We start from the raw sequence: 19,583 nt of genomic DNA, 5'->3' as shown, positions 1-19,583 counted from the left end.
TCTCGGTTCACCTCAATTGGAGTTGTGCAGATCGATGACTTCGTTTTCCGCCAGGGCCCGGGCCTGCTCACGGGCGGATTTGGCCAGGTCGTTGCGGCGTTGCTCCAGATTCTGGAGATAGCCCTGGTCGATGTTACCGGCTAAATAGACGCCGTTGAACACGGAACAATCGAATTCCTTGACCCGTGAATTGCCTTCCTTGCAGGCGGACACCAGGTCGTCCAGATCCTGATAGATCAGACGGTCGGCGCCGATGATCCGGCAAACTTCCTCGACGCTGCGGTCGTGGGCGATCAGTTCATCGGCGGCGGGCATGTCGATGCCGTACACATTCGGATACTGCACCGCCGGCGCGGCGGAAGCGAAGTAGACCTTGCGGGCACCGGCTTCGCGCGCCATCTGGATAATCTCGTGACAGGTGGTGCCGCGCACGATGGAGTCGTCCACCAGCAGCACGTTCTTGCCGGAAAATTCCAGCTCGATGGCATTCAGTTTCTGGCGCACGGATTTCCGCCGCATCTGCTGGCCCGGCATGATGAAGGTACGGCCGATGTAGCGGTTCTTGATGAAACCTTCCCGGTATTTCACGTTGAGCCGGTTGGCCATTTGCAGGGCGGAAGTGCGGCTGGTATCGGGAATCGGGATGACCACGTCGATGTCATGATCCGGCCATTCCCGCTCGACTTTCTCCGCCAGCTTTTCGCCCATGCGCAGACGTGCCTTGTACACGGAAATGTCGTCCATGATGGAATCCGGACGGGCCAGATAAACGTGCTCGAAAATACACGGGCTCAGTTGCGGATTGTCGGCGCACTGGCGGGTATGCAGCTGACCGTCGGCGGTGATGTAAACCGCTTCACCGGGTTCCAGATCCCGCTCCAGATGGAAGCCCAGGGAAGACAACGCCACCGATTCGGAAGCCACCATGTATTCCGGCCCTTGCTCGGTGTCCTTCTTGCCGAAGCACACCGGGCGGATACCGTGCGGGTCACGGAACGCGAGAATACCGTAGCCGGTAATCATGGCGACCACCGCGTAGGCGCCCTCCACCCGGCGATGCACCGCCGCCACCGCGTCGAAGATGTCGTCCGGCTCCGGCTGCAACTTGCCGCGCAGTTGCAGCTCGTGGGCGAACACGTTGAGCAGCACTTCGGAATCGGAGGTGGTGTTGATGTGGCGCAGATCGGCGCGGAAGATGTGTTCGGCCAGCGCCTCGGAATTGGTCAGGTTGCCGTTATGCGCCAGCGTGATGCCATAAGGCGAGTTCACATAAAACGGCTGTGCCTCGGCGGAGCTGGAGCTGCCAGCGGTGGGGTAACGCACATGGCCGATGCCCATGTTGCCGACCAGTCGGCGCATATGGCGGTTGCGGAACACGTCCCGCACCATGCCGTTGTCCTTGCGCAAAAACAGCCTGTCGCCGTCACAGGTGACGATGCCCGCGGCATCCTGTCCACGGTGTTGCAGGACCGTCAAGGCGTCGTAGATCGCCTGGTTCACATGGGAGTGGCCCACGATGCCAACAATGCCGCACATTTGCTTATCCTCGAGCTAGCTGGAGCTTGCGCTGATGTTGATGAGATAAGTGAGCAGATCCCCGGCCACCTGGCGGGTCCAGTTCTCCAGCATGACGAAATGCGGTACCAGTACCGACGCCTGCCACCAGGGATCCTCGATGAAAAGCTGGCGGCCCAGTGCGACCAGCACCACCACCAGCAGGACGCCGCGAATGGCGCCGAATACCATGCCCAGTAGCCGGTCGGTCCCGCTCAGGCCGGTGACCCGGACCAACTCGCCGAGCAAATGATTGATCAGCGCGCCGATCACCAGTGTCAGGACGAACAGCACACCAAACGCCACCGCCAAACGCAGGCTGGGGGTCTCGATCTGATCCACCAGCAGCGCATCCAGCGCCGGGCTGAACAACCGCGCCACCACGAAGGCGGCCACCCACGTCAGCAGAGAAAAGGCTTCCCGGGTGAAACCGCGGCGGAGGCTGATCAAGGCCGACACAGCGATGATGAACAGGATGATGCCGTCTGCCAGATTCAGAGTCATGAGATGGGGCGTGGGCGGAACAGGCGGCAAAGTTTACCAGAGCGTCCCGCGCTTGCCCATGGATGAACGTGAATGAACGTCATCGTCGGAGCCTATGTGTATAGGGGCATATTCGCTGGCAAGCGGAGCGCCGCCCGGCCAGCTTCCCACGGAGGGAACTACAAAGCCGCTGCGGGAAGCGGCCTTGGCCGCGAATAGTCCAAACGCCCGAACGTATTCCATTCGCTGGCAAGCCATCTCCCACAGCGGTTGTAGAGATCACTAAGGCACGAAGGTGCGCACCAGGCCATCGAGGGCGAAGCGTTTGTCATCGCGCAGGCGTTGTTTCATCGCCTCGGCGTCCTTGCGCTGGATTTCCGGCCCCACGAACACCCGCTGCCAGCGGTTGCCGTCCTGTTCCTGGGTGCGGAAATAGGCGTTGTAGCCCGCCTCGCGCAGCCGTTCCACCAGGGCATCGGCGTTGGCCTGATCACTGAAGCTGGCGACTTGCACGGTAAAACCCGATTTCGGCAGGGTGCCGTTCTGAGCCGGGGCGGGCTTGGGTTCCGGCTCCGGTTCGGGGTCCGGCTGAGGTTCAGGGCGGGGTTCGACCTGATCGTCGGACGCCGCCTCGGCCTTGTCGTCCCGTTCTTCGGGTAAGGGAGTCTCCAGCTCCGCCTGGCCGGCGTCAGCCACGGCCTGTTGATCCGCTTCGATTTCCCGCTCCAGGCTTTCCTGCTCCTGTTCGTCGATGACCGGTTCCAGCTCGGTGGTTTCCAGCATCGGCGCCTCCGGCAGGGTCATGTCCAGCGCCACCCGGACCTGGTCCGGGGATCGCAATACCAGCGGAGCGAGAATCGCCGCCAGCAGAAGCAGCAACAACAGGCCAATCAAGCGATGACGGGTGCGGGGGTGCACGTACGAAGGCTCCTTGCGCGAATTAAAGGTCCAGCATCAGGTGGTCGCGGGCTCGGGCGGGCCAGCCCCGGAGGGGGCGGCCCGGAGCCGCCGGGCTATTCCAGCGCTCCGGCACGCCAGCGGTTCTAGCGGCGCGGCGCGGGCGCCGCTTCAATCACCGTCAGGGCTTCAGCCACAGTGTAGAAGGATCCCACGATCACCACCTGATCGCCAGTATTGCTGTCATTCACCGCCGCTTCCAGTGCTTCGGCGACACTGCCGCAAAGATGGACCGCTCCGTCCCGTGAGGTGGTTTCCGATAGCGCCGACGCCAACCTTTCCACGGTGGCGGCGCGAGGCAGATCCGGCCGGCACAGATACCATTCCAGCGGCTCGCTGGCGAACAGGGCCACGACCTGCTCCACCGGTTTGTCCGCCATCATGCCCAGCACCAGCCGGCGGCGGCCGGTACAGGACGGCAACCGCCGCCGCAGTCGGGTCAGTGCTTCCAGGTTGTGGCCGACATCGAGAATGCACTCGATGCCTTGGAAACGGCGCTGGTCGCAACGACCGGTCAGGCCGGTGTCCACCACCCGGGCCGGAACAGGCGGGGCCGGTGCCAGACCCGCCGCGGCCAGTGCCTGGATCGCGGTGGCCAGGTTGTCATTGCCCAGACGCGCCGGCTCCGGTATCCGGTAGCGGCGTTGCCCGTCGCCGTCACGCACGGTCACTTCCCCGTCGCCCAGCGTGAACTCCCGCCCCGCCCTGAGCGGCAAGGCCGCCAGCGCCGCCAGTTCCGAGTCCAGATTCGAGGGCGCCGCCAATTCACCGTAAACCAGTGGCCGGCCGGCCCGGCCGATGCCGATTTTTTCCCGCAGAATCGCCTCGCGGCTGTCACCGAGCCAATCCAGATGGTCCAGCCCCACCGAAGTCACCACCGACACGTCGGCGTCGATCAGATTGACCGCGTCCAAGCGCCCACCCAGTCCAACTTCAAGGATGCACAAATCCGCGTCACTACGCTGGAACAGCCACAAACCAGCCAGGGTGGTGAACTCGAAATAAGTCAGCGCGGTATCGCCACGCCCCCGCTCCACCGCTTCGAACGCCTGACAAAGCGCCCGGTCCGAGGCGGGGCCGTCGGGGAGCCGGATACGTTCGTTGAAACGCAGCAAATGGGGGGAGGTATAAACACAGCAGCGCAGCCCGGCGGCCTCCGCCATGGCGGTCAGCAGGCGCACCACCGAACCCTTGCCGTTGGTACCGGCCACGGTGATTACCGGCATCGGCAGAGTGCCTACGCCCAGGTCTCCGGCGACACGACGCAAACGCTCCAGCCCCAGCTCGATTTCGCTGGGGTGGAGCCGCTCGATGCGTTCGAGCCAAGACTGCGGATCGCTCATTCGTCGGACAGAGGCAGGGGCGCCGGTGCTCCGGTCATGCTGGCGAGAAGACGATGCAGAGTGTCGCGCATTTGCAGACGCGGCACGATCATGTCGATGGCGCCATGCTCAAGCAGGAACTCACTGCGCTGGAAGCCTTCCGGCAGCTTTTGCCGCACGGTCTGCTCGATCACCCGCGGGCCGGCGAAGCCGATCAGAGCGTTGGGCTCGGCCACGTTGATATCGCCCAGCATGGCCAGGGACGCGGAAACGCCGCCATAAACCGGATCGGTGAGTACCGAGATGAACGGCAGCCCGGCTTCGCGCAAGCGTTCCAGAGCGGCCGAGGTCTTGGCCATCTGCATCAGGGAAAACAGACCTTCCTGCATGCGCGCGCCGCCACTGGCGGAGAAGCACACCAGCGGCAGTCGCTGTTCCAGGCACACTTCCACCGCGCGCACGAAACGCTCGCCCACCACCGAGCCCATGGACCCGCCCATGAAGCGGAATTCAAAGGCGCAGGCCACCAGCGGCAGGCCGTGCAGTTTGCCCTTCAAAGCCACCAGAGCGTCTTTTTCGCCGGTGTCCTTCTGCGCGCCGGTGAGGCGGTCCTTGTACTTCTTGGAATCCTTGAACTTGAGCCGGTCCTCCGGCGCCAGTTCGGCACCGATCTCGGAGGTGACGCCTTCATCCAGGAACAGCTTCAGGCGTTTGCGGGCCCCAATACGCATATGGTGTTCGCACTTGGGGCACACATCCAGGTTGCGCTCCAGTTCCGGCCGGTACAAGGCGCTGTCACAGCGTGGGCATTTTCGCCACAGACCTTCCGGCACGCTGTTGCGACGGTTTTCCTGCGGCCGACGAACCGCGGGCAGAATCTTTTCCAGCCAGTTGTTGCTCATTACCTAGACCCTTGTGTTTGACCCGCTTTATGGGACCCGCTTGTCACCAAGCGAATACGGCACCGGCTTATTCGTCCATGGCGGAGCGCATCTCGGCCAGCACCGCCGACACCGCCGGTGCGATGGCATCGGTTTGCCCGGCGTTGGCGGCAATCTGGTTGACCAGCGCGCTGCCCACCACCACGCCATCGGCGACCCGGCTGACGGCTTGGGCCGATGCCGCGTCTTTGATACCAAAGCCTACCCCAATGGGCAATTGGGCAAGGTTGCGAATTGTTTCAACCCGCGCCGCCACTTCCTCCACATTGAGAGAGGCGGCACCGGTAACGCCCTTCAGGGAGACATAATAAAGATAACCGCTGGCCGCCTCGCCGATACGGCGAATGCGTTCATCGGTGGTGGTCGGCGCCACCAGGAAGATCAGATCGACACCGCGCTGGCGAAACCGCGGCACCACCTGTTCGCATTCCTCCGGTGGCAGGTCCACCAACAGCACTCCATCCACGCCGGCGCTGACGCAGGCGTCGGCGAAGGTCTCGTAACCCATCGCTTCCACCGGGTTCAGATAGCCCATCAGCACCACCGGAGTATCCTCGTTCTGGCGACGGAACTCGGTGACCATGGCGAGCACGTCATGCAGGCTGGTGCCCGCTTCAAGTGCCCGCTCACAGGCTTTTTGGATCACCGGGCCATCGGCCATGGGATCGGAGAACGGCACCCCGAGCTCGATGATGTCGGCGCCAGCCGCCACCATCGCGTGCATCACCGGCACGGTCACGTCCCGGTTCGGATCACCGGCGGTGATAAAGGGGATCAACGCCTTGCGGCCATCGGTGTTCAGTTGTTCGAAACAGGCTTGAATACGGCTCATGGCATTCCCCCTCAAAACTCGATGCCGTCGATGTCGGCCACGGTCAGGATATCCTTGTCACCCCGTCCGGACAGATTGACGATGAGATTCTGATCCGCGCCCATGGTGGGCGCCAGCTTGCGCGCATAGGCCAGCGCGTGGGCGGATTCCAGCGCCGGCATGATGCCCTCCACCCGGGTCAGTTCCCGGAACGCGGCCAGCGCTTCCTGGTCATCGGCGGCCACGTAATTGACCCGGCCGATGTCCTTGAGCCAGGAGTGCTCGGGGCCGACCCCCGGATAATCCAGACCAGCGGACACCGAGTGGGTCTCGATGATCTGGCCGTTCTCGTCTTCCATCAAATAGGTGCGGTTGCCATGCAGCACACCGGGACGCCCGGCGTTCAACGGCGCCGCGTGACGGCCAGTGTCGACGCCATCACCGGCGGCTTCCACGCCGTACATGGCCACGCCCTCGTCCTCCAGGAACGGGTGGAACAGGCCAATGGCATTGGAGCCGCCGCCGACACAAGCCACCAGCGCGTCCGGCAGCTTGCCGGCCTGCTTGAGACTCTGTTCACGGGCCTCGCGGCCGATCACCGACTGGAAGTCCCGCACCAGCATCGGATACGGGTGCGGCCCGGCCACGGTGCCAATGATGTAGAAGGTGTCGTCCACGTTGGTGACCCAGTCTCGCATGGCTTCGTTCATGGCGTCCTTGAGGGTGCGCGAACCGGAGGTCACCGGAATCACTTCGGCGCCGAGCAGTTTCATGCGGTAGACATTGAGTCGCTGCCGGCGAATGTCTTCCTCGCCCATGAACACGTGACATTCCAGCCCCAGCCGGGCGGCCACGGTGGCGGAGGCGACCCCGTGCTGGCCCGCGCCGGTTTCCGCGATCACCCGTTTTTTGCCCATGTGCCTGGCCAGCAGCGCCTGACCGATGGTGTTGTTCACCTTGTGGGCGCCGGTGTGGTTGAGATCCTCACGCTTGAGCCAGACGCGGGCGCCGCCGAGCTGTTCGCTCCAGCGTTCCGCCAGATACAGCGGCGAAGGACGCCCCACGTAGTGGGCCAGGTCGTAATCGAAATCGGCCTGGAACTGGGGGTCATCCTTGAGACGCCGGTACATGGTTTCCAGTTCGTCCAAAGCGGCCATCAGGGTTTCGGAGACGAACCGTCCGCCGAATTGCCCGAAGTGGCCCCGCTGGTCGGGGAATGCCTTGTAATCAGGACGTTCAGTCACCTCATGCTCCTCGTCTGGGATAGCGTACTGTCAGGATTGTCGCGCCGGGCCCGAAGGGCCCGATCCAAGGGTCAGGCCCTGGCCGCGCGCAAAAAGGCCCGCACTGCATGGCGGTCCTTGATACCGCCGAGGGTGGTACCGGTCACCGCCCGCACCTCCACGCCGCCGCTTACGTCCACCCCCCAGGGGCGCACCTGGCGCACGGCCTCGGCCACATTGGCCGGTGTCAAACCGCCGGCCAGAATCAACGGCAACGCCGACTCCCGGGGCAGCAGGCCCCAATCGAAGCGTTCGCCGGTACCGCCGGGCGTGCCCGGCACGTAGCTGTCCACCAATAACCCGCGGGCGCCGGCGGCGGCGTACTCACGCGCCACCCTGGCCGGGTCGGCGCCGTCACGCATGCGCAGGGCCTTGATCCAGGGACGCTGAAAGGCGGCACCGTAGGCCGGCGATTCATCACCGTGGAACTGCAACATGTCCAGGGGCAGCTCACGCAGGTACTCGCGCACCAGCCCCGCGTCGGCGTTGACGAACAGGCCCACCGTGGTCACGAACGGCGGCAGCGCGGCGAGAATGCGCGCGGCACGCGGCGGATCCACGTAGCGGGGACTGGATGGATAAAACACCAAGCCGATGGCATCGGCGCCGGCACGGGCGGCCTGTACCGCGTCTTCCGGACGGGTAATGCCGCAGATTTTAACCCGGGGTGTGTTCATCAAAAGCCTATCAGGAAACGCGGACCGAAGCACGGCGCCAAAGGCGGCGCGGCTTGCCCCGCGGGGACCGTCCATATTAGCAAAGCGGCGCGGGTCTGGCACGCCATTCGCGAGCAAGCTCGCTTCCCACAGCGGCTTCGCAGACATGCACTCGCGCTGTCTTCGCGGCCAAGACAGCACACAGAGGAGGCTACGAAGCCGCTGTGGGAAGATGGCCGGGCGGCGCTCCGCTTGCCAGCGAATCGGCACGTTGCATGTCAGCGATTCCTTTCAACCCGCTCCAGCCACAAAGGCCCCAACGGCTCCCTGGGCAGCTTGAACTCATCCGGGTAACCGATATCCACCAGATACAGTCCGTAGGGCGGCGCGGTGACGCCGCCTTCGCGGCGGTCGCGGGCGGCCAGCACTTGGGCGGCCCATTCCACCGGTTGATGGCCGGCGCCAATGGCCATCAGCACGCCGGCGATGTTGCGCACCATATGCATCAGGAAGGCATTGGCCTCCACTTCCAGGATGATCATCCGGCCGCGCTGCTGAATGTCCAGCCGGTGCAGCGTCTTCACCGGCGACTTGGCCTGGCAATGCACACAACGGTAAGAGGTGAAATCGTGGGTCCCCACCAAAGCCCGGGCGGCCTCGGCCATCCGCTGTACATCCAGCGGCCGGTGATTCCAGGTGACCTGGCGGCGGAACAACGCCGGCGGCGCGCCGGCATTGTAAATCACGTAGCGGTAGCAGCGCCGGAAGGCACTGAAACGGGCGTGGAAGTCGTCGCTCACCGGCACCGCCCAGCGAACCGCCACGTCATCGGGCAAAAAACGGTTGCCGCCCATGACCCAGGCTTTCATGTCGCGATTGGCGTTTGAATCAAAATGGCACACTTGGCCGGTGGCATGCACGCCGGTATCGGTGCGGCCGGCGCAGATCAACGTCACCGGGTGGTCCGCCACCCGCGACAGGGCCTGCTCCAGGTGCGACTGCACCGTCCGGACGCCGTCCTCCTGGGTCTGCCACCCATGGAAGCGGCTGCCATCGTATTCCACCGCCAGGGCGATTCGGGTCATGATGGGCCTGTTTTTTCACGCCAAAAGGAAGGGGCGATACCTTACGGCATCGCCCCCTTTTTTTACAGAACAGCGTTTTCGCTTACACGTAATACGCCGATTCGCTGCCAAGGCAGCTCCCACAGTAGTGTCACTACGGAGTCGCTGTGGGAAGCTGGCTTGCCAGCGAACTCGGCCCCCCTTACTCGACGCGTTCCAGCAATTGGCGCGCATCATCCCGCTGGCTGTCACTGCCCTCGCTGATCACCTCGTTGAGAATATCCCGGGCGCCTTCCATGTCACCCATTTCGATATAGGCGCGGGCCAGGTCCAGTTTGGTGGCATTCTCATCGGTTTCCGCCAGGAAGTCGAAATCATCGTCCTCGTCGGCGGCACCCGGCGTGGCCGGTTCCTGCCCCTCACTGGCCGGCGGCTCGGTCAGTTCGATCGATTCCTCCGGGGTGTCATCGACACCGGCCTCGTCCAGGTCCAGACCGTCCAGAGAGAACTCAAAGGTGTCATCCCCCTGCTCCCCCGCGCCCACCTGGCCATGGTCGGCGGCTTCCGCCAGAGAGACCGGCTCGGAGACGGGCTCGGGAGCGGAAACGGCCTGGTCGCCATCCCATTCCAGTTCCAGGTCATCCAGTTGAAACTCCAGCGAATCCGCCTCCGGCGCCGTCGGCTCTTCCCGAACCGCTTCCTCCGGTATCGTATCCAGCTCCAGCCCCCCTACGTCGCCGGCATCGTCGGCATCGGAAGCAAAATCCAGATCATCCAGGTCCAGGCCGTCCGGCTTCACCGGCGTATCGTCCCTCACCGTCAGAGTGGAATGGGTCAACGGTTCCTCATCCAGAGCCAGCGCCTCCTCCGGATCATCCTCAATCAGCAACGGCTCTCCATCAGTATCGGCTCCGTCGCGGATGGCCTCGTCATCATCCAGGTTGAACTCGAAGTCATCCAGATTGAGCGGGTCTTCTTCGTGCTGATGTTGTTCCGCCGGCGCCGGCGCGCCGATATCACCGGCCAGATCCAACTCCAGATCGTCCAGGGAAACCGGAGCGGATTCCTCCGCGGCGGCCCGCCCGCCACCACCCAGCCGTTCGATGGCCCGGTCCAGCTGCACCGCGGTGCCGGCGTACAGCGCGGCCTGCTGCCGGAACGCCGCCTGATCGCCCATTTCGTTCAGCACTTCCAGCAATCGTACTTTCAGGTCGCTGCGACCCGGCGCCTGATTGATTTCATTGCGCAGGAAATCCGCCGCCTGCGGGTAGCGGCCATAAGCCACGTAGACTTCCACTTCTTCCAGCGGATCCTGATTGGCGGTGGTGGCGGCGCCGTCTTCCTCATCGGCGTCGCCGGCTCGCGCCGCCATCGGCCCCTGCCCTGAGGCCCCTTCGTCCTCGTTGCCACCTTCCTCCGCCAGCGGCATCAACGGCGGCGGAGCGTCTTCCTCGGGGTCCCCCTTGCCGCCCTGACGGCGGCGTAGTGCCAGCAACAGAAGCAGCAGCACCGCCACCCCGGCCCCCAGATACAGCAGATTACCCGCCACCCGGTCCAGCCAGCCAGCAGGGGCCGGCGCCGAAGCGCCGGCGGCGCCGGACGCGAGGAAGCGGCGCTGTCAACGCCGCTTGCCGGTTGGGACTGGGATGTCGGCGTGGTGTCCGCCGGCGGCGAGGCGGTGACCTCCGCCGGGCCGGATTCCGGGCCGCTGTTGCCCGGTTGCCGCGCCGGCTCCTCCGCTTCCGCGGCCCCCGGCTCTCCCGGCACCAACCGTTCAGGGGCCACTTCCGGCCCGATTTCCATGGGGGCCAGCAAGGCCTCGTCCACGGCGCCGCCCCCCTCGCCTTCCCGCAGCTGCCGTAGCGCGTCCTGGAGCGCGGCGATCTTCTCATTCTGCAAACGCAGCATTTCACCACTGGTATCCAACTGCTCGCCGAGTTCATCGATACGGCTGCGCAGCTCATCGTTTTCCCGGCTCAGCCGGTCCAGATTCTCATCGCGGATGGCCAGTTCGTTCTGCAGTGCCGCGGTGGCCGCTTCACCGCCATCACCGGTCCCGGTGCCATCGCCATCAGTGGCGGCGTCAGCGGAATCCGGCGCCACCAACGTGACCCGACCGCCGTCGTCTTGCTGTTGCGCCGGCACCGCGTCACTCTGCTCGGTGGCATCCAATTGCGCCGCCGCCAACGTTTCTTCGTCATTGCCGCGGTCTGCCCGCCGCTGGTGCCATTCGCTGGTTTGATCAGCGACTCGCCGCATCGCTTCGCTGCTGGCGATCGCCGTGGCCTGACGCTCGCTCGGCAACCGCAGCACCGCGCCTTCCCGCACCAAATTGATATTGCCGTCGATGAACGCTTCCGGGTTCATTTCCTGGATCGCCATCATCATCTGTTGAACGGAAACACGGCTGCCGGGACGGTGCTCGGCGGCGATGCGCCACAGGGTATCGGACGAGCGCACCCGGTAACGGCCATTGCTTTCGTTCAGGGTGCCGCGCCCCGGCGTCGCGTTGCTGGCGCTCTGATCCGGGCCGGTTTCTTCGGATTCCGCCACCGTTGCGGAATCGTCCTGCTCCGGCTCGGCGGCGGTTTCCAGCTGGTCTCGCGGTTCCTCTTGTTGTGCTGCCTCGTCCGTCGCCTCCCCGCTGACGGCGGGCTCCGGCGGTTCGTGCGCCGGCGCGGGCGCTGCCGGTTTTGTCTTCGGCTCCGCTTGCGGCACGACCGGCACCGGCGCCGGCTCAACCCGGGCGGCACTGACCGTCTCGCCGCCGGCGTCGTAGCTGGGCGGATCCAGCAATACGGTGTATTCGCGCACCAGCCGGCCGGTGGGCCAGAGAATTTCCACCAGGAAATTGAGATAGGGTTCACGCACCGGCTGGCGGGAACGGATATGCAGCACCCCGTCGCCCTTGCCGGTGAAGATCACCTCGAAGGTCAGATCATTAAGGAAGTAGCCGCGCTCCACCCCGGCGGAGTCGAATTCCGCCTGCGGGGCCAGATTGACCACGATTTCTTCTGTCGACAGCCGCCCGGTTTCGTGCAGGACGACATCCATCTCCAGCGGCTGGTTCAGATAGGAGTTAAGCTCGTATTCCCCCACCCCCAGAGCAGCCGCAAGTCCCGGCGTCATCGCCGCCAGTGCGACAAACCCTATGCCAAATTTTCGGAGCATGTGGTTGAACCCCAGTTACTTATTCTGTATTCCCCGCCCTCTGAGCCGCGGCAGGCACGCTGCGGATTTCCTTCCGCGAGCCTCGGAATAAGGTCTGGATCAATCCAGAGAAAACAAACCTTATTCTGAGACGCTCTGGTCGAAAAGTCCGTATTCGATTGTGCCCGACGGCGGGGGACAAACCTAGAAACTGCGTCACATATTGTTAGTAAGTACGCATTTTCCATGGTTTTTTCAAAAAAATGCGCTCCCAACCATGAATTGAGACGCCCCCATCCCGAGCCATCAGGGCGGCCCGGGAGGTACGACTTTATTCTGGTGGGATGGGGGTTGTCGAGGGGGTAAGCACTTCCTTTGCCCGTGAATTGCGGGCACGCGGTTGGCGGGGCGCTGGCGTCTGATCCATTTTCGCGGATTCGGTGCCTGGCCCGATTCGCGAGCAAGCTCGCTTCCCACAGGGGATTACAGAGTCGCGGTGGGAAGCGGCCTTGGCAGCGAATGGCGTGCCAGCGTGCGAGCGTGTTGCGTGCAAGCGGGCTCACCCGCCGGCGAGCAGTTGCTCCACCAGCAGGGCAGCGTTACGGGCGGCACCGGCCTTGATGTTATCGGCCACGGTCCAGAAGCTCAGTTCGCCCTGCCCGTCCACATCTTCCCGGGCGCGGGCCAGGCGCACCAGCGGCTCCTCCTTCACCTGCCGTACCGGCGACGCGCCGTCGCCCTCCCCACCTTCATCCTGGGCCAGACCTGGCGCCTCATCCCAGCAGGCCTGTGCCTGAGCCAGACCGATGGGCAGGCCGCCGCGCACCACCACCACTTGGGAAAGGCCGTGGAATACAGGCACCTGCACACAACTCACATCCACGGCCAGGTCCGGGCGCCCAAGCACCCGCCGGGCTTCCAGCATCAGTTTCAATTCCTCGCTGGTATAGCCGTTGTCCTGCAGGCGCCCGACGGTGGGCACGAGGTTGAAGGCGTATTGCGGTTCCGCGCCTTCGCTGGCATCCATGCCATTGAGCAAACGGGCGCTCTGGCGGGCCAGACGTTCCACGCCATTGCGCCCCGAGGAAGAGGCGGCCTGCAACTGGGTCACGGTGACCCGCTGCAATTCGGAGATCGCCATCAGCGGCTTCAAGGCCAGCATCAGTTGCACGGTGGCGGCGTCGGCGGCGGCGGCCAGATTGCGCTCGCGGGCGGCGGGAATCTGCTCGTCGTTGACTCCGGCCACCAGCAACGGCACGTCCGGCTCGTAGCGAAACGCCGGTGACAGGTCCAGGACCATGGCGCCGGCATCCACCGCGCGCGGCGCCCATTCCTGGGAGACCGCGGCACCGGCGGCGAACACCACCAACGCCACGCGGGAAAAGTCGAAGCCCTCCAACCGCTGCACCGTCAGCGAACGGCCACCCACCCGCAAGGACTTGCCTTCGCTCTCTTCCGAGGCCAGCAGAAACAGTTCCCCATAGGGCACCTTACGCTCCGCCAGTTGTTCCAGCAGGGCATCGCCCACCAGGCCGGTGGCACCAACCACCGCCAATCCGGGTTCCATCGACATTGAGTTTTCCTCCAAGGCGACCGCTGTTCCACCATCGTGGGATGGTGCTTACACGCAACACGCAACACGCTTGCACGCCGGCACGCCATACTTGCGGCGAGAACGGGTTCGGAAACACCGTTCTGCTCGGCAACGCCGGGCAGCCACGTGCCCTTGTTAGAGCGTGTCTTTTTGCGTGTTGCGTGCCAGCGATCTTTATCTTTCCAACAAAATCCGCAGCATGCGACGCAGCGGCTCGGCGGCGCCCCACAGCAACTGATCACCGACGGTGAAAGCGTTGAGGTATTCGCCGCCCATGTTCAGCTTGCGCAGGCGCCCCACCGGAATGGTCAGGGTGCCGGTCACCGCCGTTGGCGTCAGATCACGCAGCGTCGCGTCCTTCTCGTTGGGCACCACTTTCACCCAGTCGTTGGCGTTGCGGATCAGCTCGAGAACTTCGTCCAGCGGCACGTCCTTTTTCAGTTTCACGGTCAGTGCCTGAGCGTGGCAGCGCATGGCGCCGATACGCACGCAGGTGCCGTCCAGCGGAATCGGCTGCTCGCCGCGACCGAGGATTTTGTTGGTCTCGGCCTGGGCTTTCCATTCTTCCTTGCTCTGGCCGTTTTCCATTTCCTTGTCGATCCACGGCAGCAGCGAGCCGGCCAGCGGCGCACCGAAGTGCTGTTGCGGCAGATCGCTGGAACGCATGGTGTCCGCCACCTGACGATCGATGTCGAGAATGGCGCTGGCCGGGTCGGCCAGTTTGTCCGCCACGGCACCGTGGATGGTGCCCATCTGCGCGATCAGTTCGCGCATATTCTGGGCGCCGGCGCCGGAGGCCGCCTGGTAGGTCTGGGCGCTGGCCCACTCCACCAGATCGGCATTGAACAGGCCACCCAGGGCCATCAGCATCAGACTCACGGTGCAGTTGCCGCCAACGTAGTCCTTGACGCCGCTGTCCAACGCCTGGTCGATCACCTTGCGGTTCACCGGGTCCAGCACGATGACGCTGTTGTCCTGCATGCGCAGCGCGGAGGCGGCGTCGATCCAGTAGCCCTGCCAGCCGGCTTCGCGCAGTTTGGGGTACACCTCATGGGTGTAGTCGCCGCCCTGGCAGGTAACGATGACGTCCAGTTTTTTCAGCTCATCGACGCTTTTGGCGTCACCCAGCGCCGGAATTTCCTTGCCCACATCCGGGCCGGCCTGGCCGACCTGGGAAGTGGAGAAGAACACCGGTTCGATGTCCTGGAAATCGTTTTCCTCACGCATGCGGTCCATCAATACGGAACCGACCATGCCACGCCAGCCGATAAAACCGACTTTCTTCATTGAGACTTGTCTCCCGAAGGGATTGCCCCTTCTTAATCAATGGGTTCAGGCGCCGATCAACCGCGAGCCAGTGCTTCGGCCACGGCGGCGCCCATTTCCTCGGTGCTCACTTTGCGCGTGCCCTCGGTGTAAATATCCGCGGTACGCAGCCCCTGGTCGAGAACCTGCTCCACCGCGGTCTGGATCGCATCCGCCACGTCGCCACGCTCCAGACTGTAGCGCATCAACATGGCCAGCGACATGATGGTGGCCAGCGGGTTGGCGATGCCCTGGCCGGCGATATCCGGTGCCGAGCCGTGGCAGGGTTCGTACAGGCCCTTGCGGTTTTCGTCCAGGGACGCGGAGGGCAGCATGCCGATGGAGCCGGTGAGCATGGCGGCTTCATCGGAGAGGATGTCACCGAACAGGTTGCCGGTGACGATCACGTCGAACTGTTTCGGCGCGCGCACCAGTTGCATGGCGGCGTTGTCCACGTACATATGGGACAGTTCGATATTCGGGTAATCCCTGGCGGCGTCGGTGACCACCTCTTTCCACAGCTCGGTCACTTCCAGCACGTTGGCCTTGTCCACCGAGCAAACCTTGTTGTTGCGCTGGCCGGCCAGTTCGAACGCCACCTTGGCGATACGGCGCATTTCCGATTCGGAATAGACGTCGGTGTTGAAGCCGACACGCTCACCGTTTTCTTCGCGGATTCCACGCGGCTGACCGAAATAGATGCCACCGGTCAGTTCGCGGACGATGAGGATATCCAGGCCCGACACCACTTCCGGCTTCAGCGAGGAGGCGTCCGCCAGTTGCGGGAACAGAATCGCCGGGCGCAGATTGGCGAACAGGCCCAGGGAGGAACGCAGCCGCAAGAGTCCGCGCTCGGGACGCTTGTCACGCTCGATGGTGTCCCATTTGGGACCGCCGATGGAGCCAAACAGAATGGCGTCGGCGGCGCGCGCCTTGTCCAGCGTCGACTGCGGCAGCGGGTCGCCGTGCAGGTCATAGGCGGCGCCGCCCACCGGGGCTTCGTCCAGGCTGATGTCGAGGCCGAAACGCTGCTCGGCGGCGCGCAGCACGCGCACCGCTTCCTGAACGATTTCCGGGCCGATGCCGTCACCCGGCAGAATCAGAATGTGGCTCATGGTTCGCTTCCGTGGTGTTGTCCGTGGGTTGTCCTGATCAGTGGCTGGCGTGCTCGGCGAACACCCAGGGCTCGCGGGCCCGGCGGCGTTCCTCGTAGGCACGGATGGTGTCCGCTTCCTGCAGGGTCAGGCCGATCTCGTCGAGGCCGTTGAGCAGGCAGTGCTTGCGGAATTCATCGATGTCGAAAGCGTAGGCCTTGCCGTCCGGCGTGCGCACCTGCTGGGCTTCCAGGTCCACGGTCAGACGCAGGCCGGGATTGGCCGCCTCGGCCTGGAACAACTCTTCCATCTGCTCCTCGGAGAGCACGATGGGCAGCAGGCCGTTCTTGAAACAGTTGTTGTAGAAGATATCGGCGAAGCTCGGCGCGATCACCGCACGGAAACCGAAGTCCATCAACGCCCAGGGCGCGTGCTCACGGCTGGAGCCACAACCAAAGTTGCGGCGCGCCAGCAGCACGGTGGCGCCCTGATATTCCGGCCGATTCAACACGAAATCCGGGTTCTTCGGCCGCGCGTCGTTGTCCTGGCCCGGGTAGCCCTCGTCCAGATAACGCCACTCATCGAACAGGTTCGGCCCGAAACCGGTACGCTTGATCGACTTGAGAAACTGCTTCGGAATGATCTGGTCGGTGTCCACGTTGGCGCGATCCAACGGCGCCACCAATCCTTCATGCTTGACGAATTTTTCCATGATCGCTTACCCCAATTCCCGCACGTCGACGAAATGACCGGCCACCGCGGCGGCAGCGGCCATGGCCGGGCTCACCAGATGGGTGCGGCCGCCGTTGCCCTGCCGGCCCTCGAAATTCCGGTTGGAAGTGGAGGCGCAGTGCTCACCGGGTTGCAGACGGTCCGGGTTCATCGCCAGACACATGGAGCAACCGGGCTCGCGCCATTCAAAACCGGCTTCGATGAAGATCTTGTCGAGGCCTTCCTGTTCCGCCTGCTTCTTCACCAGACCGGACCCGGGCACCACCAGCACCTGCTTCACCGAATCCGCTTTCTTGCGGCCCCTGGCCACATCGGCGGCGGCGCGCAAATCCTCGATTCGCGAATTGGTGCAGGAACCGATGAACACCCGGTCCACCGGAATGTCGCCGACCTTGATGCCCGGCTTGAGGCCCATGTACTCGTAGGCGCGCAACATACCGGAGCGTTTCACTTCATCGCTTTCCGCCTGCGGGTCCGGCAGGTTGGCGTCCACCGCCACCACCATCTCCGGGCTGGTGCCCCAGGACACCTGCGGACGGATGTCGGCGGCGTCGATCTCCACCACGGTATCGAATCGGGCGTCGTCATCGGACACCAGGGTGCGCCAGTAGGCTTCCGCCTGCGCCCATTGCTCGCCGCTGGGCGCCATGGGACGGCCCTTGACGTAATCCACGGTGGTGTCGTCCACGGCGACCATGCCGGCGCGGGCGCCGGCCTCGATGGCCATGTTACAGACCGTCATGCGGCCTTCCATGCTCAGCGAGCGGATCGCGCTGCCGGCGAATTCGATGGCGTGGCCGGTACCGCCGGCGGTGCCGATCACACCGATGATGTGCAGCACCACATCCTTGGCGGTGACGCCGGCGCCGAGGTCGCCCTCCACCTTCACCTGCATGTTCTTCATCTTCTTGGCCACCAGGGTCTGGGTGGCGAGCACATGCTCCACCTCGCTGGTGCCGATACCGTGGGCCAGACAGGCCAGAGCGCCATTGGTGGAGGTGTGGGAATCGCCGCACACCACGGTCATGCCCGGCACCACCGCGCCCTGCTCCGGCGCCATCACGTGCACGATGCCCTGACGCACGTCACCGATGCCGAATTCGGTGATGCCGAACTCGCGGGTGTTGTCCTGCAGCGTCTGCACCTGGATGCGCGAGGTCTCGTCGGTGATATCGGCGGCGCTCTTGAACGGCGTGGTCGGCACGTTGTGGTCGATGGTCGCCACCGCCGCGCCGGTCCGCCAGGGCTGACGCCCGGCCAGACGCAGCCCTTCAAAGGCCTGCGGCGAAGTCACTTCGTGAATGATGTGACGATCGATGTAGATCAATGCCGATCCGTCTTCCCGCTGGGCGACGAGATGGGCGTCCCACAACTTGTCGTAGAGGGTCTTGCCTGCCATTGATGCTTCTCCTGGAGCCTTGGGGGGGCTGTTAATGACCACACCCTACGCGGGGGCATAAGATAAATCCAATTCATCTTTTTTATGGTTTGGATTCCCAGGGGTTATTTGAGAGTATTGCAGAGATCCGGAAAGCAAAGGGCTTCCGGCCTGGCAAGGGAAGCGCTGGCACGCTGACACGCAACACGCCTGCACGCTACCCTCCTATTTTTGCGTGTTGCGTGTCAGCGTGTTGCGTGCAAGCGAGACCTTATGGACACCCAATCCCTGCAAGCCTTCATGGCCGTGGCCGAGAGCGGCTCCTTTTCCGGGGCGGCGGAGCGGTTGTTTCTGACTCAGCCGGCGGTGAGTAAGCGTATCGCGGTGCTGGAGCAGCAACTGGGGGCGCGGCTGTTCGACCGGGTCGGACGGCGCATCCGCCTGACCGAGGCCGGTGAGGCATTGCTGCCCCGGGCGCGGAAGGTGCTTCAGGAACTGGAGGACATGGGCCGCGCCATCACCAACTTGACCGGCGAGGTCAGCGGTACCCTGCGCATCGGCACCAGCCACCATATCGGTCTGCATCGCCTGCCACCGGTGCTGCGACACTTCTCCCGCGAATACCCGCAGGTACGCCTGGACATTCATTTCATTGATTCCGAGGAAGCCTGGGAGTCGGTACTGCACGGGGATCTGGAGATGGGGGTGGTGACCCTGCCGCCGCAGCCGGATACCCGCCTGCACAGCCAGGTGATCTGGGACGACCCGCTGGTGTTCATGTGCGCGCCGGAACACCCTCTGGCCCGGCAAGCGGATCTCACCCTGGAGACTCTGACCCGCTTCAGCGCCATCCTGCCCTCCCCGGTGACATTCACCCGCCGCATCGTTGAACGGCTGTTTCAGGAACACGGCCTGACCCTGAACATTTCCATGTCCACCAACTATCTGGAAACCATTCATATGATGGTGTCCATCGGCCTGGGCTGGAGCGTATTGCCGGCCACCATGCTGGACGACGAAGTGATCGAACTGGCGGTGGACACTCCCCTGCCGGAACGCAAGCTGGGCGTGGTCACCCACCCCGGGCGGAGCCGCTCTAACGCGGCCCGGGCCTTCCTGGAGGCAATTAATAGTGAATAGTTAAGAGTGAATAGCGAAAGTCAAAAACAGTTCGTGTCTTTGCTGTGAGAGCCAGCCTGCTGGCGAATGCGGTCTCCAGCATTGGGATATTCGCTTGCGAGCAAGCTTCCCACAACGGC

General features: G+C 64.0%; 17 protein-coding genes. 1 reads left to right on the top strand and 16 read right to left on the bottom strand.

What is annotated here, in order from left to right; translation table 11 throughout:
• Positions 1-12: 12 nt before the first annotated feature.
• The 16 genes from purF to leuC all read right to left on the bottom strand — a co-directional run bounded on the left by purF (position 13) and on the right by leuC (position 18,345).
• Entirely contained in the window at positions 13-1,536 is a 1,524-nt protein-coding gene (purF, locus tag A6D6_RS18020; protein ID WP_133493050.1) for an amidophosphoribosyltransferase, read from the bottom strand.
• Positions 1,537-1,551: 15 nt separating this feature from the next.
• A complete protein-coding gene (locus tag A6D6_RS18015) occupies positions 1,552-2,052 on the bottom strand; it encodes a CvpA family protein (RefSeq protein ID WP_026949739.1) in 501 nt (166 codons plus the stop codon).
• A 267-nt stretch (positions 2,053-2,319) separates the two neighbouring features.
• On the bottom strand, positions 2,320-2,955 hold the full coding sequence (locus A6D6_RS18010; RefSeq protein WP_159661471.1) for an SPOR domain-containing protein: 636 nt from the start codon (positions 2,953-2,955) through the stop codon (positions 2,320-2,322).
• Between the two features lie 125 nt (positions 2,956-3,080).
• On the bottom strand, positions 3,081-4,337 hold the full coding sequence (locus tag A6D6_RS18005; protein WP_133493048.1) for a bifunctional folylpolyglutamate synthase/dihydrofolate synthase: 1,257 nt from the start codon (positions 4,335-4,337) through the stop codon (positions 3,081-3,083).
• Positions 4,334-5,218 (bottom strand): acetyl-CoA carboxylase, carboxyltransferase subunit beta, encoded by an 885-nt coding sequence (gene accD, locus A6D6_RS18000; protein ID WP_133493047.1) that lies wholly within the window; start codon positions 5,216-5,218, stop codon positions 4,334-4,336. The genes A6D6_RS18005 and accD overlap by 4 nt, the downstream gene beginning before the upstream one ends.
• 67 nt (positions 5,219-5,285) lie before the next feature.
• On the bottom strand, positions 5,286-6,089 hold the full coding sequence (trpA, locus tag A6D6_RS17995) for a tryptophan synthase subunit alpha (RefSeq protein WP_133493046.1): 804 nt from the start codon (positions 6,087-6,089) through the stop codon (positions 5,286-5,288).
• 11 nt (positions 6,090-6,100) lie between these two features.
• Positions 6,101-7,312 carry a tryptophan synthase subunit beta gene (gene trpB, locus A6D6_RS17990; protein ID WP_133493045.1) on the bottom strand — a complete coding sequence of 404 codons (1,212 nt, stop codon included), beginning with the start codon at positions 7,310-7,312 and terminating at the stop codon, positions 6,101-6,103.
• Positions 7,313-7,383: 71 nt separating this feature from the next.
• Entirely contained in the window at positions 7,384-8,028 is a 645-nt protein-coding gene (locus A6D6_RS17985; RefSeq protein WP_133493044.1) for a phosphoribosylanthranilate isomerase, read from the bottom strand.
• Positions 8,029-8,285: 257 nt separating this feature from the next.
• Complete coding sequence (truA, locus tag A6D6_RS17980; protein WP_133493043.1) at positions 8,286-9,092, bottom strand: tRNA pseudouridine(38-40) synthase TruA; 807 nt, start codon at positions 9,090-9,092, stop codon at positions 8,286-8,288.
• Between the two features lie 181 nt (positions 9,093-9,273).
• Positions 9,274-10,248, bottom strand: coding sequence for a FimV C-terminal domain-containing protein (locus A6D6_RS22060; RefSeq protein WP_255461664.1), 975 nt, complete (start codon positions 10,246-10,248; stop codon positions 9,274-9,276).
• A gap of 251 nt (positions 10,249-10,499) precedes the next feature.
• Positions 10,500-12,242 carry a type IV pilus assembly protein FimV gene (locus A6D6_RS17970; RefSeq protein WP_159661469.1) on the bottom strand — a complete coding sequence of 581 codons (1,743 nt, stop codon included), beginning with the start codon at positions 12,240-12,242 and terminating at the stop codon, positions 10,500-10,502.
• A gap of 538 nt (positions 12,243-12,780) precedes the next feature.
• Positions 12,781-13,794, bottom strand: a complete 1,014-nt coding sequence (locus A6D6_RS17965) for an aspartate-semialdehyde dehydrogenase (protein WP_159661468.1) — start codon at positions 13,792-13,794, stop codon at positions 12,781-12,783.
• A gap of 195 nt (positions 13,795-13,989) precedes the next feature.
• Positions 13,990-15,102 (bottom strand): aspartate-semialdehyde dehydrogenase, encoded by a 1,113-nt coding sequence (gene asd / locus A6D6_RS17960; protein WP_159661467.1) that lies wholly within the window; start codon positions 15,100-15,102, stop codon positions 13,990-13,992.
• A gap of 56 nt (positions 15,103-15,158) precedes the next feature.
• Positions 15,159-16,235, bottom strand: coding sequence for a 3-isopropylmalate dehydrogenase (gene leuB, locus A6D6_RS17955; RefSeq protein WP_159661466.1), 1,077 nt, complete (start codon positions 16,233-16,235; stop codon positions 15,159-15,161).
• A 37-nt stretch (positions 16,236-16,272) separates the two neighbouring features.
• On the bottom strand, positions 16,273-16,926 hold the full coding sequence (gene leuD / locus A6D6_RS17950) for a 3-isopropylmalate dehydratase small subunit (RefSeq protein WP_080531136.1): 654 nt from the start codon (positions 16,924-16,926) through the stop codon (positions 16,273-16,275).
• Positions 16,927-16,932: 6 nt separating this feature from the next.
• Positions 16,933-18,345: a 3-isopropylmalate dehydratase large subunit gene (leuC, locus tag A6D6_RS17945; protein WP_159661465.1), complete on the bottom strand. Its 1,413-nt coding sequence runs from the start codon at positions 18,343-18,345 to the stop codon at positions 16,933-16,935.
• A 252-nt stretch (positions 18,346-18,597) separates the two neighbouring features.
• Between leuC and A6D6_RS17940 the strand changes: the two genes are divergently transcribed.
• A complete protein-coding gene (locus tag A6D6_RS17940; protein WP_159661464.1) occupies positions 18,598-19,464 on the top strand; it encodes a LysR family transcriptional regulator in 867 nt (288 codons plus the stop codon).
• Positions 19,465-19,583 lie beyond the last annotated feature (119 nt).

The organism is Alcanivorax xiamenensis (assembly GCF_009846745.1).
In the GTDB taxonomy this organism is placed as follows: Bacteria; Pseudomonadota; Gammaproteobacteria; order Pseudomonadales; family Alcanivoracaceae; genus Alloalcanivorax; species Alloalcanivorax xiamenensis.
This window is presented reverse-complemented; position numbering and strand designations above follow the sequence as displayed.